The organism is Nocardia sp. NPDC057663 (assembly GCF_042799895.1).
In the GTDB taxonomy this organism is placed as follows: Bacteria; Actinomycetota; Actinomycetes; order Mycobacteriales; family Mycobacteriaceae; genus Nocardia.
In genome coordinates, this window is record NZ_JBHVHX010000001.1 from 930,210 (window position 1) to 948,371 (window position 18,162).

At 68.9% G+C, this 18,162-nt stretch carries 17 protein-coding genes; 5 read left to right on the top strand and 12 right to left on the bottom strand.

All coding sequences use genetic code 11. From position 1 onward, the window contains the following. Both ACFVAV_RS04410 and ACFVAV_RS04415 read left to right on the top strand, forming a co-directional pair. The coding region (locus ACFVAV_RS04410) for a hypothetical protein (protein WP_379029716.1) at nucleotides 1-1,421 on the top strand (1,421 nt) is incomplete at its 5' end. A gap of 98 nt (nucleotides 1,422-1,519) precedes the next feature. Next, nucleotides 1,520-2,578 (top strand): fused (3R)-hydroxyacyl-ACP dehydratase subunits HadA/HadB, encoded by a 1,059-nt coding sequence (locus tag ACFVAV_RS04415; protein ID WP_379029719.1) that lies wholly within the window; start codon nucleotides 1,520-1,522, stop codon nucleotides 2,576-2,578. Between the two features lie 151 nt (nucleotides 2,579-2,729). On the opposite strand, the gene ACFVAV_RS04420 is transcribed toward ACFVAV_RS04415, so the two are convergent. Both ACFVAV_RS04420 and fbaA read right to left on the bottom strand, forming a co-directional pair. Further along, entirely contained in the window at nucleotides 2,730-3,848 is a 1,119-nt protein-coding gene (locus ACFVAV_RS04420; protein ID WP_379029722.1) for a BTAD domain-containing putative transcriptional regulator, read from the bottom strand. A 37-nt stretch (nucleotides 3,849-3,885) separates the two neighbouring features. After that, nucleotides 3,886-4,923 carry a class II fructose-bisphosphate aldolase gene (gene fbaA / locus ACFVAV_RS04425; RefSeq protein WP_379029725.1) on the bottom strand — a complete coding sequence of 346 codons (1,038 nt, stop codon included), beginning with the start codon at nucleotides 4,921-4,923 and terminating at the stop codon, nucleotides 3,886-3,888. A 222-nt stretch (nucleotides 4,924-5,145) separates the two neighbouring features. On the opposite strand from fbaA, the gene ACFVAV_RS04430 reads away from it, so the two are divergent. Both ACFVAV_RS04430 and ACFVAV_RS04435 read left to right on the top strand, forming a co-directional pair. Beyond that, on the top strand, nucleotides 5,146-5,805 hold the full coding sequence (locus ACFVAV_RS04430) for a VTT domain-containing protein (RefSeq protein WP_379029975.1): 660 nt from the start codon (nucleotides 5,146-5,148) through the stop codon (nucleotides 5,803-5,805). A gap of 4 nt (nucleotides 5,806-5,809) precedes the next feature. Further along, complete coding sequence (locus ACFVAV_RS04435) at nucleotides 5,810-6,505, top strand: DedA family protein (RefSeq protein WP_379029729.1); 696 nt, start codon at nucleotides 5,810-5,812, stop codon at nucleotides 6,503-6,505. 3 nt (nucleotides 6,506-6,508) lie between these two features. Here ACFVAV_RS04435 and ACFVAV_RS04440 read toward each other — a convergent pair whose 3' ends face one another. Both ACFVAV_RS04440 and ACFVAV_RS04445 read right to left on the bottom strand, forming a co-directional pair. Then, nucleotides 6,509-7,597 carry a glycoside hydrolase family 76 protein gene (locus ACFVAV_RS04440; RefSeq protein WP_379029980.1) on the bottom strand — a complete coding sequence of 363 codons (1,089 nt, stop codon included), beginning with the start codon at nucleotides 7,595-7,597 and terminating at the stop codon, nucleotides 6,509-6,511. A gap of 201 nt (nucleotides 7,598-7,798) precedes the next feature. Beyond that, nucleotides 7,799-8,482, bottom strand: coding sequence for a TrmH family RNA methyltransferase (locus tag ACFVAV_RS04445; protein WP_379029731.1), 684 nt, complete (start codon nucleotides 8,480-8,482; stop codon nucleotides 7,799-7,801). A gap of 100 nt (nucleotides 8,483-8,582) precedes the next feature. On the opposite strand from ACFVAV_RS04445, the gene ACFVAV_RS04450 reads away from it, so the two are divergent. Then, complete coding sequence (locus ACFVAV_RS04450; protein ID WP_379029734.1) at nucleotides 8,583-9,029, top strand: hypothetical protein; 447 nt, start codon at nucleotides 8,583-8,585, stop codon at nucleotides 9,027-9,029. Between the two features lie 94 nt (nucleotides 9,030-9,123). On the opposite strand, the gene ACFVAV_RS04455 is transcribed toward ACFVAV_RS04450, so the two are convergent. The 8 genes from ACFVAV_RS04455 to clpB all read right to left on the bottom strand — a co-directional run bounded on the left by ACFVAV_RS04455 (nucleotide 9,124) and on the right by clpB (nucleotide 18,009). Then, on the bottom strand, nucleotides 9,124-10,062 hold the full coding sequence (locus ACFVAV_RS04455) for an alpha/beta fold hydrolase (RefSeq protein WP_379029737.1): 939 nt from the start codon (nucleotides 10,060-10,062) through the stop codon (nucleotides 9,124-9,126). Between the two features lie 68 nt (nucleotides 10,063-10,130). Continuing rightward, complete coding sequence (locus ACFVAV_RS04460) at nucleotides 10,131-10,829, bottom strand: lysoplasmalogenase (protein ID WP_379029740.1); 699 nt, start codon at nucleotides 10,827-10,829, stop codon at nucleotides 10,131-10,133. 1 nt (nucleotide 10,830) lies between these two features. Beyond that, complete coding sequence (locus tag ACFVAV_RS04465; protein WP_379029743.1) at nucleotides 10,831-11,889, bottom strand: beta-ketoacyl-ACP synthase 3; 1,059 nt, start codon at nucleotides 11,887-11,889, stop codon at nucleotides 10,831-10,833. A 68-nt stretch (nucleotides 11,890-11,957) separates the two neighbouring features. Then, nucleotides 11,958-12,521: an orotate phosphoribosyltransferase gene (gene pyrE / locus ACFVAV_RS04470; RefSeq protein WP_378853601.1), complete on the bottom strand. Its 564-nt coding sequence runs from the start codon at nucleotides 12,519-12,521 to the stop codon at nucleotides 11,958-11,960. A gap of 76 nt (nucleotides 12,522-12,597) precedes the next feature. Beyond that, nucleotides 12,598-13,356 (bottom strand): SDR family NAD(P)-dependent oxidoreductase, encoded by a 759-nt coding sequence (locus ACFVAV_RS04475; protein ID WP_379029983.1) that lies wholly within the window; start codon nucleotides 13,354-13,356, stop codon nucleotides 12,598-12,600. A 44-nt stretch (nucleotides 13,357-13,400) separates the two neighbouring features. Beyond that, nucleotides 13,401-14,522, bottom strand: a complete 1,122-nt coding sequence (locus tag ACFVAV_RS04480) for a hypothetical protein (protein WP_379029746.1) — start codon at nucleotides 14,520-14,522, stop codon at nucleotides 13,401-13,403. A 68-nt stretch (nucleotides 14,523-14,590) separates the two neighbouring features. After that, nucleotides 14,591-15,373, bottom strand: a complete 783-nt coding sequence (locus ACFVAV_RS04485; RefSeq protein WP_379029749.1) for a DUF5666 domain-containing protein — start codon at nucleotides 15,371-15,373, stop codon at nucleotides 14,591-14,593. A gap of 62 nt (nucleotides 15,374-15,435) precedes the next feature. Next, on the bottom strand, nucleotides 15,436-18,009 hold the full coding sequence (clpB, locus tag ACFVAV_RS04490) for an ATP-dependent chaperone ClpB (RefSeq protein WP_379029752.1): 2,574 nt from the start codon (nucleotides 18,007-18,009) through the stop codon (nucleotides 15,436-15,438). Nucleotides 18,010-18,162 lie beyond the last annotated feature (153 nt).

The window sequence follows — 18,162 nt, forward strand, 5'->3', positions numbered from 1 at the left end:
CGGGTGCTGCGGCAGGTGCGGGTGCTGCGGCAGGTGCGGGTGCTGCGGCAGGTGCGGGTGCTGCGGCAGGTGCGGACGCGGAGTCGGGACGGGGTGCGAATCGCCAGGATTCGACCGGCGCGGGCTTCGGATCGACCGGCGATGGCTCCGGCGACGGGGACGATTCGAGGCCGCGCGGCCCGGTCGGGGCCGACGGCGGGGCGGACGCGGATGCGCCCACCGTTTCCGGATCCGTTGTCGGCACGGGGGTTTCGCGGCCCACTGATGCCGATGCGACCGAGAAGTTCCAGACCGGAACGCAGGGGCGCGAAGCAGCCGACAAGCCGGGTACCAGCCAATCCGGGCCGGGTGCAGGCCGGGAGCGGCCGGGCGGCAAGCCCGGTGCGCGGCCGGGTGCTGCTGCGGCCGCGGCGGCTGCGGGCGCTGCCTCGCTGGTGAAGAAGGGCGGGGGCGAGGTTCCCCCGTCCGAGGATCAGACCATGGTGATGCGGGTGGTCGATCCGGCGAATGCGCCGACGACGGCCATGCCGATCCAGCGGCCGACGGATCGGGTGGTGCCGCCCGCGGGTGGCAGGCCGATGACGCCACCGCCGAATACGCCGCGTGGGCCCGCGGGCCCGCGGCAGGCGGGGCATCAGGGGCCGAGTGGACCGCACGGGCCCGGTGTCGAGGAGACGCAGCCATCGCCGCCGCGTGGGCCGAGTGTTCCGCCGAAGCCTGCGTCGGCTCCCTCGCCCGCCGACATCCAGCCGACGAGCCCCGCGCAGCAACTGGCCGAGGGCAAGCGCCAGGTCGCGCCGCCGGACGGGCCGCGGCCGGGTCAGCAGCCGCCGGTCGGGCCGCGGCCAGGTCAGCAGGACGGCCCGCGCCAAGGCCAGCAGCCGCCGGTCGGGTGGCCGGGGCAGCCGGACGGCCCGCGGCCGGTCGCACCGCCGCAGCGGATCGAGGTGCCGCAGACCGCGGTGGCCGAGGATTCGCAGGCGCCCGCGCGCCCGAAGCGCTGGCTGCTGGCCGTCGGCGGCGCCGCGGTGCTGGTGATCGCCCTGATCGCGACCGTGGTGGCGTTGATGTCCGGCGACAGCTCCCCCGAGGGGCAGGTCCGTACGGCGATCGGCGCCTACGCCGACGCGCTGCGCAGCGGCGACCTGGATGACCTGCGGTCGAGCACGTGCGGTCAGCTGAACGAGTTCTACCGGGGCATCACCGCCGAGCAGTTCAACGGCGTGCATCAGCTCTCGACCGAGCGTGGTTCGATCCCGGTCGTCGACAGCGTGGATGCGGTGCGCGTCACAGGCGACACCGCGCTGGCCGAGGCGACGGTCTACACCTCCGCCGACCCGTCGAAGCGGACCGCGCGCACGTTCGACCTGCAGCGCACCGATGGCAGCTGGAAGGTGTGCGACCCCGCGGGCACCCCGTAACCCGGCGTCGACCCGTCATAGCAGGCATTCGTGCTTGCTATGACGGGTCACACATAACTGGTCATCCGGTTAGATTCTCGACTAACATTTTCCGGATCATGAGCAAGGTACAGACAGTGTCGCAGCCGGACATCGAAGCTGTGGTCCCGGATGCGTCGCTGGTCGGCCAGCGATTCGGATTCCGCGATCACTACGAGGTCGGTCGCGAGAAGATCCGAGAATTCGCCAGGGCCGTGCAGAACCTGCACCCCGCCCATCACCAGGAAGTCGACGCGCGCAAGCTCGGCTACGAGGGCATCGTCGCGCCGCCGACCTTCGCCTCGGTGATCGGGATGAGCGCCACCAGGGCACTGCTCGACAGCGTGCTCACCGAGTACGACCTGTCGCAGGTCCTGCAGACCGACCAGGTCTTCGAGATCTACCGGCCGATGCTGGCCGGTGACCGGATCAGCACCGAGATCGACATCGAGTCCATCCGCCAGTTCGGCGACAACGACTTCATCAACGTCGGCTTCAAGCTGATCAATCAGGACGGCGACACCGCCGTGCAGGGCACGACCACCATCGTGGCCCGGCGTGGTGTCGAGGTCGACCCCGGCATCGTCGAGGCCGTCGAGAACATCAGCATGCACCCACGCCCGGCCACCATCGCCGGTCTCGACACCGGCGACCTGCTGATCCGCCGCACCGGCGCCGCACCGGCGTCCGCGCCGCGCGAGTTCGCCCCGGTCAACACCACCCCCGAGTTCGACTCCCTGGTCAAGGGCGGCGAGCTGCCCGCGGGCATCGCCCGGGTCACCCGTGGCGACCTGGCCAACTACGCCGGCGTCTCCGGCGACCCGAACCCGATCCACTTCAGCGACCGCGCCGCCGAACTGGCAGGCCTGCCGACCGTCGTCGCCCACGGCCTGCTGACCATGGGCCTGGCCGCCCAGTACCTGACCGACTGGCTCGGCGACCCCACCGCGATCGACAAGCTGGCCGTCCGCTTCTCCGGCTTCGTCCCGGTCCCCCCGGCCGAAGCGGGCATCGTCGAGTTCTCCGGCAAGATCAAGTCGATCGACCCGGAGCGCCGCGCCGCCACCATCCTCCTGAGCGGAATCTCCGAGGGCCGCAAGCTCTTCGGCCGCGCCGTCGCCGACGTCCGCCTCACATAACCGCCTCCCCGCGAATTCTGGCCAGGCTCAGGACAGGTGTGTCCTGGGTTGGCGGCCGACGGTATGTGCGGAGCGGGAGTTAGCCCGTCCCCCATGAGTTACCCATGTTCCTGCGAGATCTGTGGGTAGCTCATGCTGAGCTCAACCGTGCCTACGAAACGGCAATGAACGTCAGCACGGTAGCGCCGACCCGGATGACATCCCCGTCCGCCAGCAGCGCACCGCTGTCGATCGGCACCTCGTTCACGTAGACACCGTTGGCCGAGTGCAGGTCCTTGATCAGCAGTCCGGCCCGGCTCGGCATGATGTGCGCGTGGTAGCGGCTGGCTTTCGGGTCGTCGAGTACCAGCTCGTTGTCCGTCATCCGCCCGATCCTGATGCCGCCGTGCGGAATCGGAATGGTGCGTCCGTCGGCGAAGCGCAGGTTGCCGTTGCGGATCGAGCGCGGCACCTCGGTGACCGTCTCGGTCATCGCCGCCGCGAGCTGCTCGGATCGCTTGGTCTCCGCCACGTTCAGCGGTTCCTGGCGCAGCACCCGCTGTTCCAGTTCGATCAGCGCGGCGCCGGGATCGATGCCGAGTTCCTCGGCCAGCACACTGCGCACCCGCCTGCACGCCTCGAGCGCGTCGGCCTGCCTGCCGGACAGGTACAGCGCGGTGATCAGCTGACCCCACAGCGGCTCGCGCAGCGGGTGCTCGTTGGTCATCGAGACCAGTTCACCGATCACCGAAGAGGCACGTCCACAGGCGATTTCGGCGTCGACGCGGGCGGAGACGGCGAGCAGCCGCTCCTCGTCCATCGCGGTCGCGAAACCGTCGGCGAACTGCAGTCCGGCCAGGTCGGACAGCGCCCGCCCGGTCCATTCGCGCAGTGCCACGCCGAAGAGATTGGCCGCGCCGGGGTGGTCACCCACCTCGAGGCAGCGGGATCCCGCTTCGCGGGCGTTCTCGAACCGGCCGAGATCGCAGGCGGTGTCGGGGATTTCGAGCCGGTAGCCCGCACCCTCGGTCCGCAGGACCTGCGCGGAATCGATACCGGCGTTGCGCAGCGCCTTGCGGATGTTGGAGACGAATACCTGCAGGCTGGCGGCGTAGGAGTCCGGTGGATCCTCGTTCCACACCATCTCGGCCAGCACGGCAGAAGACACCGCGCGCCGCCGGTTGACGGTGAGCGCGGCAAGCAGAGCGCGCGGCTTGGGCCCGCCGACCGCCACCGGCTCACCGCCGACCAGCAGTCGAACGGGCCCGAGCACACGGACATCAAGACTCATGAGCTCGGGCCCCGTTTGATTGTTGCGAAAAAACCGATCAGGAACCCGACACAGAACGACCGGCCGAATTCAGGTCGTTGCAGGCCTCGACGACACGATCGGCCATCGAGGTCTCGGCCTTCTTCAGGTAGCTGCGCGGGTCGTAGACCTTCTTGTTGCCGACCTCACCGTCGATCTTCAGCACACCGTCGTAGTTGGCGAACATGTGACCGGCGACCGGACGGGTGAAGGCGTACTGGGTGTCGGTGTCGACGTTCATCTTCACGACGCCGAACCGCAGCGAGTCCTCGATCTCGGACTTCAGCGAGCCCGAACCACCGTGGAAGACGAAGTCGAACGGCTGCGCGTCGGCCGACAGGCCGAGCTTGGCCGCCGCGACCCGCTGGCCCTCGGCCAGCACCTCGGGCTTGAGCACCACGTTGCCCGGCTTGTACACACCGTGCACGTTGCCGAAGGTGGCGGCCAGCAGGTACTTGCCGTTCTCGCCAGCGCCGAGCGCGTCGATGGTCTTCTCGAAGTCCTCGGGCGAGGTGTAGAGCTTGTCGTTGATCTCGGCCTCGACACCGTCCTCTTCACCGCCGACGACGCCGATCTCGACCTCGAGGATGATGTTGGCGGCCTTCGAGAGCTTGAGCAGCTCCTTGGCGATCTCGAGGTTCTCGTCGATCGGGATGGCCGAGCCGTCCCACATGTGCGACTGGAACAGCGGGTTCAGGCCGGCGTTGACGCGGTCCTGCGAGATCGCGAGCAGCGGACGCACGTAGGTGTCCAGCTTGTCCTTGGGGCAGTGGTCGGTGTGCAGCGCGATGGTCACGTCGTACTTGGCGGCGACCACGTGCGCGAACTCGGCCAGCGCCACCGCGCCGGTGACCATGTCCTTCACACCGAGACCCGAGGCGAACTCGGCGCCACCGGTGGAGAACTGGATGATGCCGTCGCTGCCCGCCTCCGCGAAGCCCTTGATAGCGGCGTTGATCGTCTCCGACGAGGTGCAGTTGATAGCCGGGAATGCAAACGAGTGCGCCTTGGCCCGGCCGAGCATCTCGGCGTAGACCTCCGGAGTCGCGATAGGCACAGCAGTGACCTCCGTCTGTGGGGAAGCGAAAAACCAATTCTGTCAGGCCACACCCTAAGTTAGGAAGTGATCGCGGGGTTCACCGGCTTGTTCCCCTCGCGTCTGCGAACACCGCAGGACACTCATGTAACAGTTTCGACCGGTACTGTGGGGGCCGTGACTTTGCTGGCGGTATCCGATGCGGTGACAAGCAACCTTGCGTTGACCCAGTTGCTGGACCCGATGTATCTGCTCCAGGAGACCTGGCTCAAGAACGCGGTTCTACCCGCCATCCTGGCGATCGTCTTCATCGAGACCGGCCTGCTGTTCCCGTTGCTGCCCGGTGACTCGCTGCTGTTCACCGGCGGCATGCTGGCCGCGCAGCCGGGCTCCGAGCTATCGATCTGGGTGCTCGTGCCGCTGGTGATCCTCACCGCTTTCCTCGGCGATCAGTGCGCGTACTGGATCGGCCGCAAGATCGGTCCGGCGATCTTCCGCAAGGAAGACAGCCGCTTCTTCAAGAAGCACTACATCACCGAGACCCACGAGTTCTTCGAGAAGCACGGCCCGAAGACGATCATCCTGGCCAGGTTCGTGCCGATCGTGCGCACGTTCATGCCGGTGCTGGCCGGTGTGTCGAAGATGAGCTACCGCAAGTACGTGGCGTTCGACATCGTCGGCGCCGTGCTGTGGGGTGGCGGTGTGACGGTGCTCGGCTACTTCCTCGGCAATGTGCCCTTCATCCGCGACCACATCGAGGGCATCTTCCTGCTGATCGTGTTCGTCTCGATCCTGCCGGCGATCATCACGGTCGGTAAGAAGGTCCTCAACCGTCGCGGCGCCGTGCCCACCGAGACCGTGCCCGCCACCGAGCTGGCGGCTTCGGCGAACGAGACGCACTGATCAAGTGACCGCAGTACCGTCGATTCACGCTCTGGGCAGCTTCGATCCGCTGATCTCGGCAGGCCCCGCCGTGGTCTGGACGGTGGTGCTGGTCTTCGTCTTCCTGGAGTGCGCGTTCATCATCGGGCTGTTCCTGCCCGGTGACTCCATGCTCATCACCGCGGGCATCGTGATGGCCTCGCACGCCAACGGCGAGGCCCAGGTGTGGGCGTTGTCGGTGGGCACCATGCTGGCCGCGATCGCGGGTAATCAGGTGGGGTATGTGGTCGGCCAGCGGACCGGGCATCACCTGGTCGCGCGCAAGAACGGCCGCTATATCAACACCAGGAATCTGGCGAAGGTCACCACGCTGCTGGAGCGCCACGGCTTCTTCGCCGTGCTGGTGGCCCGCTGGATTCCGTGGGTGCGCACGCTGTGCCCGATGGTGGCGGGCGCGGCCAGGATGGATCACCGCCGCTACACCATCGCCAGCACCCTCGGCGCGATCATCTGGGCCCCGGTGCTGCTGCTGATCGGCTATTACGCGGGCGAGTTCCTCGAGCAGGTGCCCTGGCTGATGCCCGCCGTGATCGGCATCATGATCGTCTGCCTGGTCGTCGGCACGATCCTCGGCCTGCGGCACTACCGCCAGGAGATGGCCAAGCCGATCGAGGACTTCGATCTGGATCGCGCGGCCGTCACCACCGACGCCGACCGCTGAGAGTCACAACCCCGCGGCGGTCACCTGGTAGGCGGCTTCCATCAGCATCCAGCCGGACAGCTGCACCGACAGGTCGCGTTCCGGCACGGCGGAGGCGGTCACCGAACCGCCTGCGGTGAACTTGCCCGCACCCGCCGTGCCGCCGGGTAACCGGGCGGGCTTGCTCCAGTCGTGCCCGAACAGCGGCTCGCCCTCCACCTCGAGGCGGTTGGCCCAGGCCGCGGTGGCCGAGGCCTTCACGATGGCCGCCGCGATGCGCCGGTCGCTCTCCTGCTGCTTGCCCTCGCCGGGCAGCATCAGGGCGACGACCGCCAGGTAGCGGGCGAGGATGCCGTTGAACAGGCCGCCGTCCCCACCGCCGCCGCCGGAGATCACCAGGCGGGTGGTCATGTTGTCCTCGACCGCGGCCAGCAGCCCGCTGACCCGCTCGGCGTGCCGGTCGTCGTCGGTCTGCACGGCCAGTTCGGTCTCCAGGCCGAGCACCACTCCCTGGCAGTAACTGAACACCGGACGCTCGATCTCGCCCGACGGCAGGTGGATGCCGTCGAGGATCAGGCCGGATTCGGGGTCGCGCAGGGTGGCGTCGAGCCAGTCGGCCATCTCCTGCGCGCGCTCGACCCGGCCGAGGCGCAGCAGCGCGATGCCCGCCGGACCGTTGGCGGGCGCGTTGAAGAAGTCGGAGCGGACCCGCCACGGGATGCCGCCGCCGGTCTCCGGCGCCCAGGCGCCGTAGAGCTGCTCCTCGAGCGCGACCAGGCCGCGACGGGCCTCGGTCAGTTCCTGGGTGCGCTCGGCGCGTTCGAGCGCGATCGCCAGCCAGGCCATGTCGTCGTAGTAGCGGTTGGTCCAGCCGGTGATGTTGCGGATGCGGATGGCGCGGGCGATCGCGCCGATCCGCCTGCGCCGGGCGGGAGTGGGCACCCGGTTGGCGGCGTCGACCGCGATGTCGAGCAGGTGCGCCTGCCACCAGAAGTGCCAGCCCGCGAACGCGCGCTCGCGCCGGGTCGCCGGCCAGCCGACGACACCCAATTCCGTTCCGGGACAACCCCACAGCATGCGCAGGTGCCGCGAGACGATCGCCGACTCGGCCATGTCGGCACGCTCGGACCACAACGCCGGTGTCGGCACGGATCCGGCGCGATCAGTGGGCTGTGGGCGCCGGCCGCTGCGCGAGGTCATAGGACCATGGTGCCAGTTGCTGCCCGGTTTTCGCGCCCGTTCTGTTACCGATTCGAGGCTGATTCGATCACAACCAGGCCGGTACGTACATCAAGGCGGTCAGGAACAGACCGCTCACCAGGCCAGCGAGAGGTCGGCGTGCTGGCGGATCCAGGCGTGCATGGCGATGCCCGCCGCGACACCGGCATTGATACTACGGGTCGAACCGAACTGGGCGATCGAAACTGTCAGCGCCGCAGCGTCTTTCGCATCATCGCTGACGCCGGGTCCTTCCTGCCCGAACAGCAGCAGGCAGTCGCGCGGCAGCTGCGCCGTCTCCAGCGGTACCGCGCCGGGCACATTGTCGACCGCGACAACGGTCAGGCCCTCGCTGGCCGCGAACTCGCGCAGTTCGGCCAGGTCGGCGTGGTGCATCAGGTGCTGGTAGCGGTCGGTGACCATCGCGCCGCGCCGGTTCCAGCGCCGTTTGCCGACGATGTGCACGGCGGCCGCCGCGAAGGCGTTGGCGGTGCGGACCACGGTGCCGATATTGGCGTCGTGGCCGAAGTTCTCGATGGCCACGTGGAAGGGGAAGCGGCGGGCGTCGATGTCGGCGACGATCGCCTCGCGGGTCCAGTACCGGTACGCGTCGACGACATTGCGCCGGTCACCCTCGGCAAGCAACTGCGGGTCATAGCGGTCGTCGGTGGGCGCCGGGGTGCCGTATTCCTGCTCCCACGGTCCGAGTCCGTACGGGTGCTCGCCCCATTCGGTCGGACCCGCGACCTCGACCTCGGGCGATGGCACTGACTCGTTCACCCCGAGAATGCTAGGTGGACGCCGGTCGGGCCGACTCGGCCGCCCTCGCGACGCCCCCGCGCCTATCCTGGAACCGTAGAGCTCACGGTTGGTTGTCGGTATGGAGCACACGCGCATTCTGCAAGCGCTGGCCTTCGTTGTCGCGATGTATCTCGTCGCGCTCGCGGTGTGGCTCGGCTGGCTCGCGCCGCATACGCCGCCGGGGACGTTGCCCTATCAGGTCTTCATCATGGTCGGCCTGTTCGGTACCGCCGCAGGCATCGCCATGGCGCTCGCCTCGATGCCGACCAGAGCCGACCGGCGGCTGCGCAGGCACGGACTGGAGGGCTGGGCGCACATCAACGGCGTGCGGCCGCTGACCCTGACCGACCATTCCAGTGAACTCACCGAACTCGATGTCGAGCTGACGGTGCCGGGGTCCGACAGCTATCACGGGAAGATCGTGGTCGACGTGATGCCGGTGGACAAGCCACGGATGGCCATCGGACAGAACATCCCGATCCGCGTAGACCCGGAAGATCGAGACCGCATCATCCTTGTGCTGTAGCCGCCTCTCCGGGACTCAGGCCAGACTCAGGATGGTTGTCACGCCACATCGGCGTCGTGCGTGGCGTCGTTGGTCGGCTTTGCCCGTGTCCGGCTCAACCGGGGGCCGCGTCCAGGGAGGGCAGGGCGACGATCGGGCGGCCGCGGCGCAGGGTTCGCTGCCAGCGCTGGGGATCGAAGACGGCCGGTTCGGTGCTGTCGATGAACGCGCGGATCAGTTTCACGAAGCGGTCCGGGTCGTAGTGGTGCGGGAAGTGGGCTGCACCCTCGAAGATCTCCAGCATGGAGCCGGGGAACGCGCGGTGGGCGCGTTCGGCGTGGCCGGAGGGGATGACGGTGTCGCGGGTGCCGCCGACGATCAGTGTCGGCAGATGCGCGGCCAGATAGCCGCGGTCGAGCATGGTGATGGACTGGCCGCGTCGATCGGCGGCCGCGCGGATGGTGCGCAGGAACGCGTTGCGCGCGTCGGTGTCGGACAGCTGGCCGTAGAGCCGCAGCACGTACTCGGCATCCGGCCCGAGACCCAGCCCGCCGAGGCCGTTCACGACCGGGATCGATGCCCGCACGATGGTGCGCACCGGCCAGCTGGTCACCGCCAGCAAGCCGGGGCCGGCACCGGGCAGCGTCGCCAGCCGGAACACCGGGTGCACGCCCGCGCCCATTCCGGCCGGGCAGACCAGCGCGAGCCGTTCCACCCGCTCCGGGAACTGGTAGGCGAATTGCATCGCGACACCGCCGCCGAGCGAGTGCCCCACCAGGCTGACCCGCTCGATGCCGAGCACGCTGAGCAGATCGCGCATGCCGTTGGCGTAGGCCGCCACGGCGTAGTCGGCACGCGGCTTGTCCGATTCGCCGTGACCGAGCAGATCGGGCGCGAGCACGGTGTAGTGCTCGGCCAGCGCGTCGAACACCGGCGCCCAGGTGCCCGAGCTGTCGGAGATGCCGTGGATGAGCAGCAGCGGCGGCCCCGACCCCGCCATCCGGAACGCGCGGCGATAGCCGTGCACCTCGATGAACTGCACTTCCCCGGTCATCTTCGAAGCGTGCGCGGCGGGTGTTGCGCGCGAAGGACACCCAGGTAAGCGCTGTGTGACAGGGAGTATCAGGCACCGCGCGAGGGCGCGGCCACCTCGGGATCCGTAAGCAGATACTGCGCCGCCGCGTAGGTCGCCAGGATGACGCCCTCGCTCACCCGCCGGGTGCGGTCGTCGCGGGCGAAGAGGCGGCGCAGCACGATCAGGCCGTCCGACACCGTGAACAGCAGTGCGCCGAGGCCGAGCCTGCTGCGCGGGTCGCTGTTCGGGATGTTGAGGCCGGCGATGTTCTGCGCCCCCGGAGCCAGCGCGGGGTCCGACGCCAGGGTTGCCGCGGTGCCGAGGGTGGCGCCGTAGGCGGTCAGCGGGATCGCGAGAACCGGGGCCTTGGCACGCAGCAAACCGGCCGCACCGGCCCATGCCACCAGCCGGGGTGCGGCGATCGCGGCCCGCGGGCGGGCGCCGCGCCGCCACCACAGCAGCGAGTAGCCGGTCTGCATGACCGCGAACGAGGACGCGCCCGCGATCAGGCGCCGGTCGTCGTCGGGATCGATGAGCAGCACGTCACCGACGGTGGCCGCGGCCAGCGAGCCGAGCAGGATCCGGCGTTCGACCGGATCGAGCTCGACGCCGCTGGTGACGGTGTCGGCCGCCAGCAGCGGCATCAGTAGCGGCTTGGTCAGCCATTGGAGGCGGTCGCGGCCGGTGACGGCACCGAAGACGGTGACCGCCGCCGCCGCGAGATAGCCGGCGCGCAGCGGTCGCACGTCAGAAGCTCGCTTCCTGCGGCGCGGGCGGCAGGGTGACGACCTGGCCCGCGTAGCTCAAACCGGCGCCGAAGCCGAGCAGCAGCGCCAGCTGACCGCCCTTCGCCTTGCCGGTGACCAGCATTTCCTCCATCGCCAGCGGGATCGAGGCGGCCGAGGTGTTGCCCGTGTTCTCGATGTCGTTGGCCATCGGGATGCCCTCGGCCAGACCGAGGTTCTTCTTCATCAGCTCGTTGATCCGCGCGTTGGCCTGGTGCGGGATGAACACCTCGATGTCATCCTTGGCCACACCGGAGGCGTCCAGCGCCGCGGACAGCGCGCGCGGCAGGGTCACCGCGGCCCAGCGGAAGACCTTCGGGCCCTCCATGTGCAGCGACATCCGGCCGACCGGCTCGACCTCGGGGTCGATGCCCTGCATGGCCTGCGCCTTGTTCATGTAGGCGAGGAAGTCGACATCCTGGGCGATGGCCTCGGCGTTCTCGCCATCGCTGCCCCACACCGTCGGGGAGATGCCGTTCTCCTCGGCCGGACCGACGACGACAGCGCCCGCGCCGTCACCGAAGATCATCGCGGTGCCGCGGTCGGTGGGGTCCAGGCCGACGGTCATCGTCTCGGCGCCGATCACCAGCACGTACTCGACCGAACCGGCCCGGATCAGGTCGGCGGCGACACCGAGGCCGTAGCCGAACCCACCACAGCCGGAGGTGAGGTCGAAGGCGGCGACACCGTTGAGGCCGAGGTCGGAGGCCACCGACGGGGCACCGTGCGGGGTGAGCTTGAGCCAGCTCGACGTACACAGGAGGACCGCGCCGATCTTCGTGCGCTCGATCGGCGTGTTCTTCAGCGCGCGGTCACCGGCGGCCACGGCGATCGACCGGATCGTCTCGTCACCACTGATCCAGCGGCGGTTGTGGATACCCGTGCGGTCGAAAATCCACTCGGGCGTGGAGTCGAGCTGTTCACACACCTCGGCATTGCTGACGATGCGCTGCGGTCGGTACGCACCGATCCCGAGCATCGCAACGTTGTCACGACTCTTGTTTACTGCAATGCTCACCACAGGTGACTCACACGTCCTTCAGACTTTCCGGACGACCACGTCGTCATCCAGGGTTACCGTTGTTCAGGCTAACTCAGAGCAAGGTCATCGAGACCGAGGATGGATCGATACTCCAGCCCCTCGGCGGCGATGACCTGGTCAGCACCGGTTTCCCGGTCGACAACGGTAGCGACGCCGACCACGATCGCGCCCGCGTCACGCAGCGCGCGCACCGCGGTGAGCGGCGAATTGCCGGTGGTGGTGGTGTCCTCGACGACCAGCACGCGCTTGCCGACGATGTCGGGGCCCTCGATCTGGCGCTGCATGCCGTGCGCCTTGGCCGCCTTGCGAACCACGAACGCGTCGATCGGGCGGCCCGCCGCGTGCATCACGGCCATCGCGACCGGATCGGCGCCCATGGTGAGCCCGCCGACGGCGTCGAAGTCCCAGTCGGCGACCAGCTCGCGCAGCAGCGAACCGATCAGCGGGCCGGCCTGGTGATGCAGCGTCGCGCGGCGGAGGTCGACGTAGTAGTCGGCCTCCTTGCCCGAGGACAGCGTCACCTTGCCGTGCACGACCGCGAGCTCGCGCACGAGCGCGGCCAGCTGGTCGCGATCTGCCTCGGTGAGCGCCTGACGTGCCTGGTCGATCATCGTTTGCGTGTCCTTTCGGTCATGATCCGGGCCTATGGTTACGCTACGCGCCGCGTCCGGGCCCGACGCTCATGCCCTAGGTACGTCCGCGCGCGTTGAAGAGTCCGCGATTCATGCGAGCCACCAGTGTCCGTGGGACGAAGCCCGCCACCGCGGTGAGCACCTTGTACTGCACGCCCGGCACGCTGATCACCCGGCCCGCGTCCAGGTCTTGCAGGCACCCGTCGACGACCTGGTCGACGTCGAGCCACAGGCGCTTGGGCAGCGAACTCATCTCGATGCCTGCGCGCTCGTGGAACTCGGTGTGCACGAACCCGGGGCACAGCGCCTGGATGCGGACACCGGTGCCCGTCAATCCACCCGCCAACCCTTCCGAAAAGGATACGACGTAGGCCTTCGAGGCCGAATAGGTCGACCCCCGTCCGGGGATCAGCCCGGCCACGCTCGCCACATTCACGATCGACCCGGTGGCCGCGGCGATCATCGACGGCAACGCGGCCCTGGTCAGCTGCAGCACCGAGGTGACGTTGACGTCGAGCTGAGCCTGCAATTCGGCGGGCTCCAGGGTCCAGAACTCCCCCGAATGCGCGAAACCCGCGTTGTTGACCAGGAACTCGAGCCCCTGGGCGGCCCGATCGGCAACGCGGGCGCGGTCGACGTCATCGGCGAGATCGGCGACGAGCACCTCGGTGGAGGTGGCGTAGCGGCGGCCGAGCTCGTCGGCGAGGGCACGCAGACGCACCTCGTTCCTGGCGACGAGCACCAGGTCGTAGCCGAGCGAGGCGAGACGGTGGGCGAAACCTTGCCCGATGCCGGACGTCGGTCCGGTGATCATGGCGACGGGACGATGCGAGCCGGGCAGGCGCAGCGGACTCTCGGTCACTTCGGTACGGGACCCTGGTACGGGCGGAAACCGGGGTGGAACGGTCCGCCGGGCTGTCCCGAGTCGGCGTCCTCGTCGCGCGCGGCAGTCGCTTCGGCGCGCGGACGCGGTTCCGGGACGACCGCCAGCGACGGCCGCTTCGGCGGCTCACCGAGCGGGCGGCGGCCCGGGGCGGGCTGGTCCTCGAAATCGGGATCGTCGAGGTCGGGGTCGTAGTCGTCGCCGGTGTAGGCCTGCGCTCGGCCCGCGGGCGCGCGACGGCCGACCTCGAAGTCGTCCGGCTCGGGAGCTTGGGAGACCGGGCCACGGGTGCCGTAGCGGTCGTCGCGATCGGCATCGTCGGGTCCCGGGAATCGGGCGCGGCCCGGCTCGTCGTGGTCACCGGCGGCGGGACGCCCGAATCCGGCGGGTGCGCGGTCGTCGTCGAGATCGTCGTCGTGCTGGGCGCGGACGCCGGCGCCCAGCGGCTCATCGGCATTGCTGCGCGGACGGGTGTACTCACTCGGCTCGACCACCGGCGGCAGCACGTGCAGCAGGCCGGACAGGCGCAGCACCGCGTCGATCGCGGTCTCCCAGTCCTTGGCTCCGCTGCCGACCGGCAGCATGCCGAGGGTCCAGTTGCCCTCGCTCCACAGCATCTGCACGGTGTCCGACAGCGACTCGATGAAGCCGACCATCCGCTGATCGACCGCGTGCCTGGCGATCTCGGGATCGGTCGCGAACACGACCCGGTCGCCGATCGCGCCGAGCAGTTCCAGATCGTGGTCCTTCGGCGGCGACGCGGTCTTGAGTCGCATGTCGACGTCGATCTCGGAGCCGATCTGGCGGCGCACCGCCACCAGCGTGGCCGCGTCTTCCAGGTCGAAGAGCACGAACTTCTCGCCCTTGCGGATGCCGGAGACCACGTCGACCGCCGAGAGATAGCCGAGCTTGGCCAGCGCGCCACGACGCCACGTCGAGGCGAGCGCGGGCTCGACCGAGACATAGGTATAGCCCTGGGACTTCGCCCAGACCTGGCGCGCGTGCCCGGTCCGCTGTCGCTGGACCCGATCGAAATAGAGCAGTACGACCGCACCCACGAGCGCGATCGCCGCCAACCCGAACCACATAGCCGTCATCGTCGCCTAGCCTATCCAGCCGTCGCCGTGATTGCCCGGCAGTGCCGGGCTTTCGACGCGCGGGTCGCTCATCGGGGGCCGCTTGGTAACGCCGTACTGATGATGATCTTGGCGTGGATCGACCCGTCTGGGTTCTTGTCGCCCTGCACCATAACCATGTCGCCGACGGGCAGCTCGCTCGCCTTCGTGCTGGTCAGCGAGATCACCTGGGTGGCATCGTCGATCAGCACCCGAACCGTCGACCCGCCGAGGGTGCTCATGGTGATCTCGGTGCCGGTGTTGGCGGTGATGCTGCCCATCGTCGCGCCGAGATCGTCGCCACCGCCGAGACCGGGCAGCCCGGGCAGGCCGCTCGTGGTCGGCGGCACGACCGGAGTCGTCTGCCTGCCGGTCGGCGGCACCAGGAACTGAGTGGTCGTCGGCGCCGCAGCCGTGTTGTCGTCGGACCCACCGCCGCTCAGGACCAGGCCGGCCAGCACGCCGCCGACCGCGATCAACGCGAGGACGCCGAGGCCGAGCGCGATCCACAATCCGGTGTGTCGCTTGGGCGGTTCACCCTGGTCACCGTCCTGCGGACGGGGCGGGTAACCCGGTGGCGGCGCGCCGGGATAACCCTGGCCGTAGCCGGGGGGCGGTTGGTGCGGTGGTGGTTGCGCTGCGGGATAACCACTTTCGTAGGCACCCCATTGCGCGTCGTGCGGCGGCAACGCCTGGGTCGGGTTCGACGGCTGCCCCCACTCGTCGAACGAGCCGCCTCCGTACGGCTTGGTCGAGTCCACGCCCGGCGAACCCAGCCGTTCGGTCGGCGAATCCTCCGGGCGTTGCCCCCACGGATCGTTCGGGTTCGTCATGAGCTCCAGCGTAGGACAGCGCGGTGCGTTGGGAGGTTCCTACGCACCGCGCTGTGGATATTTCACGAGCTGTGCACAGCCTCGCGTCCGACGACCAGCTTGTCGGTGGCGTCGTCTACGCTCACGCGCACCGTGTCGCCGTCGGTGACAGCGCCGGAGAGCAGTTCCTTGGCCAGGCTGTCGCCGATGGCCTGCTGGATCAGCCTGCGCAACGGCCGCGCGCCGTAGGCCGGGTCGTAGCCACGCACCGCCAGCCACTTCTTGGCCTCGTCGGTGACATCGAGCGTCAGCCGCCGCTGCGCGAGCCGCTTCTGCAGCTGACGCAGGTTGATGTCGACGATCGATTCCAGTTGCTCGGCGTCGAGCGCGTGGAACATCACCACGTCGTCGAGCCGGTTGAGGAACTCCGGCTTGAACGCCCTGCGCACCGCCGCCATCACCTGCTCCCGGTCACCACCGGCGCCGAGGTTGGAGGTGAGGATGAGGATGGTGTTGCGGAAGTCGACCGTGCGGCCCTGGCTGTCGGTCAGCCTGCCCTCGTCGAGGACCTGCAGCAGGATGTCGAAGACGTCCGGGTGCGCCTTCTCGATCTCGTCGAACAGCACCACCGAATAGGGCCGCCTGCGCACCGCTTCGGTGAGCTGTCCACCCTGGTCGTAGCCGACATAGCCGGGAGGCGCACCGACCAGCCGAGCCACCGAGTGCTTCTCGCTGTACTCGCTCATATCGATGCGGACCATGGCGCGTTCGTCGGCGAACAGGAAGTCCGCCAGCGATTTCGCCAGCTCCGTCTTACCGACACCGGTCGGGCCGACGAACATGAACGACCCGGTCGGCCGGTTGGGATCGGCGACCCCGGCCCGCGCCCGGCGCACCGCGTCCGAGACGGCCTGCACTGCCTCTTCCTGCCCGACGACACGTCCGGCGACCTCGGTCTCCATCCGCAGCAGCTTCGCGGTCTCGCCTTCGAGCATCCGGCCGACCGGCACGCCGGTCCACGACGAGACGACGTCGGCGATGTCGTCGGGCGTGACCTCCTCGTTCAGCATCACGTCACCGTCCGGCGCCGCACCGCTGACCTGCTCGGCCGCGGCGAGCTCCTTCTCCAGCGCGGGGATCCGGCCGTATCGCAGCTCGGCGGCCTTGCCCAGGTCACCGTCGCGCTCGGCGCGTTCGGACTCGCCGCGCAGCGCTTCGAGCTGCTCCTTGAGTCCGCGCACCGAGTCGATCGCGTTCTTCTCGTTCTGCCAGCGGGTGGTGAGCTGACCGAGCTTCTCGCGATCGTCGGCGAGTTCGGAGCGCAGCTTCTCCAGCCGCTGCTTGGACGCCTCGTCGGTCTCCTTCTCCAGCGCGACCTCTTCGATCTCGAGCCGGCGCACGGCCCGCTCGACCTGATCGATTTCGACCGGTCGCGAGTCGATTTCCATCCGCAGCCGGGAGGCCGACTCGTCGATCAGGTCGATCGCCTTGTCGGGCAGGAACCGGGAGGTGATGTAGCGGTCCGACAGCGTCGCGGCGGCCACCAGCGCGGAATCGGTGATCCGCACGCCGTGGTGCACCTCGTAGCGCTCCTTGATGCCGCGCAGGATGCCGATGGTGTCGGCCACCGACGGCTCACCGACGATGACCTGCTGGAATCGGCGTTCCAGGGCGGCGTCCTTCTCGATGTACTTGCGGTACTCGTCGAGCGTGGTCGCGCCGACCAGGCGCAACTCACCGCGGGCGAGCAGCGGCTTGATCATGTTGCCCGCGTCCATCGCGGAATCGCCGGTGGCGCCCGCACCGACGATGGTGTGCAGCTCGTCGATGAAGGTGATGATCTCGCCCGCGCTGTTCTTGATGTCGTCGAGCACGGCCTTGAGCCGTTCCTCGAACTCACCGCGATACTTCGCGCCCGCGACCATCGCGCCCAGGTCCAGCGAGATGACCTTCTTGTTGCGCAACGATTCCGGCACGTCGCCTTCGATGATGCGGCGCGCCAGACCCTCGACGATGGCGGTCTTGCCGACGCCGGGCTCGCCGATGAGCACCGGATTGTTCTTGGTGCGGCGCGAGAGCACCTGCACCACCCGGCGGATCTCGGTGTCACGACCGATCACCGGGTCGAGCTTGCCCGCGCGGGCGAACTCGGTGAGGTCGGTGGAGTACTTCTCCAGCGCCTGGTAGGTGGCTTCCGGCTCCGGGCTGGTGACCCGCGCGCTGCCGCGCACCGTGGCGAAGGCATCGCGCAGCGCCTCGGGACTCGCACCGTGCCTGCGCAGCAGCTTGGCGATCTCGGAGTCGCCGTCGGCGAGCCCGACCAGCAGATTCTCGGTCGAGACGTACTCGTCGCCGAGCTCGGTGGCCAGCCGCTGCGCGGCGGTGAGCGCGGCCAGCGCCTCGCGGCCCAGCTGGGGTGTGGTGGTCGCCCCGGTCGCGCGCGGCAGCCGGTCGACGATGTCGCCCGCCTCGCGCTCGACTGTCGCCGGGTCCACGCCGATGGCCTTCAGCAGCGGGGCGGCGATGCCATCGGTCTGATCCAGCAACGCCACCAGCAAGTGCGCCGGACGAATCTCCGGGTTGCCTGCCGCCGAGGCGGCCTGAAGGGCGGCGGTCAGCGCCGCCTGTGTCTTGGTGGTGGGATTGAACGAGTCCACAGATCTCCTCGGGTATATCGGTATCGACTGGTTCAACGCTCACAAAGTTGAGTCTGTTCCGCTCAACTCTAACTTTTCCCGGCGGACGTCCGAATCGGTGTTCACGCTACGCCGCGACACCACCGAAGACGATCAATCACCGCACGTCGCAGA

What these genes read in the sequence shown, in the direction of transcription:
- ACFVAV_RS04415 (WP_379029719.1), top strand. Translation starts at nt 1,520, where the DNA reads ATGAGCAAGGTACAGACAGTGTCGCAGCCGGACATCGAAGCTGTGGTC.
- ACFVAV_RS04420 (WP_379029722.1), bottom strand. Translation starts at nt 3,848, where the DNA reads ATGAGTCTTGATGTCCGTGTGCTCGGGCCCGTTCGACTGCTGGTCGGC.
- ACFVAV_RS04430 (WP_379029975.1), top strand. Translation starts at nt 5,146, where the DNA reads ATGTATCTGCTCCAGGAGACCTGGCTCAAGAACGCGGTTCTACCCGCC.
- ACFVAV_RS04440 (WP_379029980.1), bottom strand. Translation starts at nt 7,597, where the DNA reads ATGGCCGAGTCGGCGATCGTCTCGCGGCACCTGCGCATGCTGTGGGGT.
- ACFVAV_RS04450 (WP_379029734.1), top strand. Translation starts at nt 8,583, where the DNA reads ATGGAGCACACGCGCATTCTGCAAGCGCTGGCCTTCGTTGTCGCGATG.
- ACFVAV_RS04455 (WP_379029737.1), bottom strand. Translation starts at nt 10,062, where the DNA reads ATGACCGGGGAAGTGCAGTTCATCGAGGTGCACGGCTATCGCCGCGCG.
- pyrE (WP_378853601.1), bottom strand. Translation starts at nt 12,521, where the DNA reads ATGATCGACCAGGCACGTCAGGCGCTCACCGAGGCAGATCGCGACCAG.
- ACFVAV_RS04475 (WP_379029983.1), bottom strand. Translation starts at nt 13,356, where the DNA reads ATGATCACCGGACCGACGTCCGGCATCGGGCAAGGTTTCGCCCACCGT.
- ACFVAV_RS04480 (WP_379029746.1), bottom strand. Translation starts at nt 14,522, where the DNA reads ATGACGGCTATGTGGTTCGGGTTGGCGGCGATCGCGCTCGTGGGTGCG.
- ACFVAV_RS04485 (WP_379029749.1), bottom strand. Translation starts at nt 15,373, where the DNA reads ATGACGAACCCGAACGATCCGTGGGGGCAACGCCCGGAGGATTCGCCG.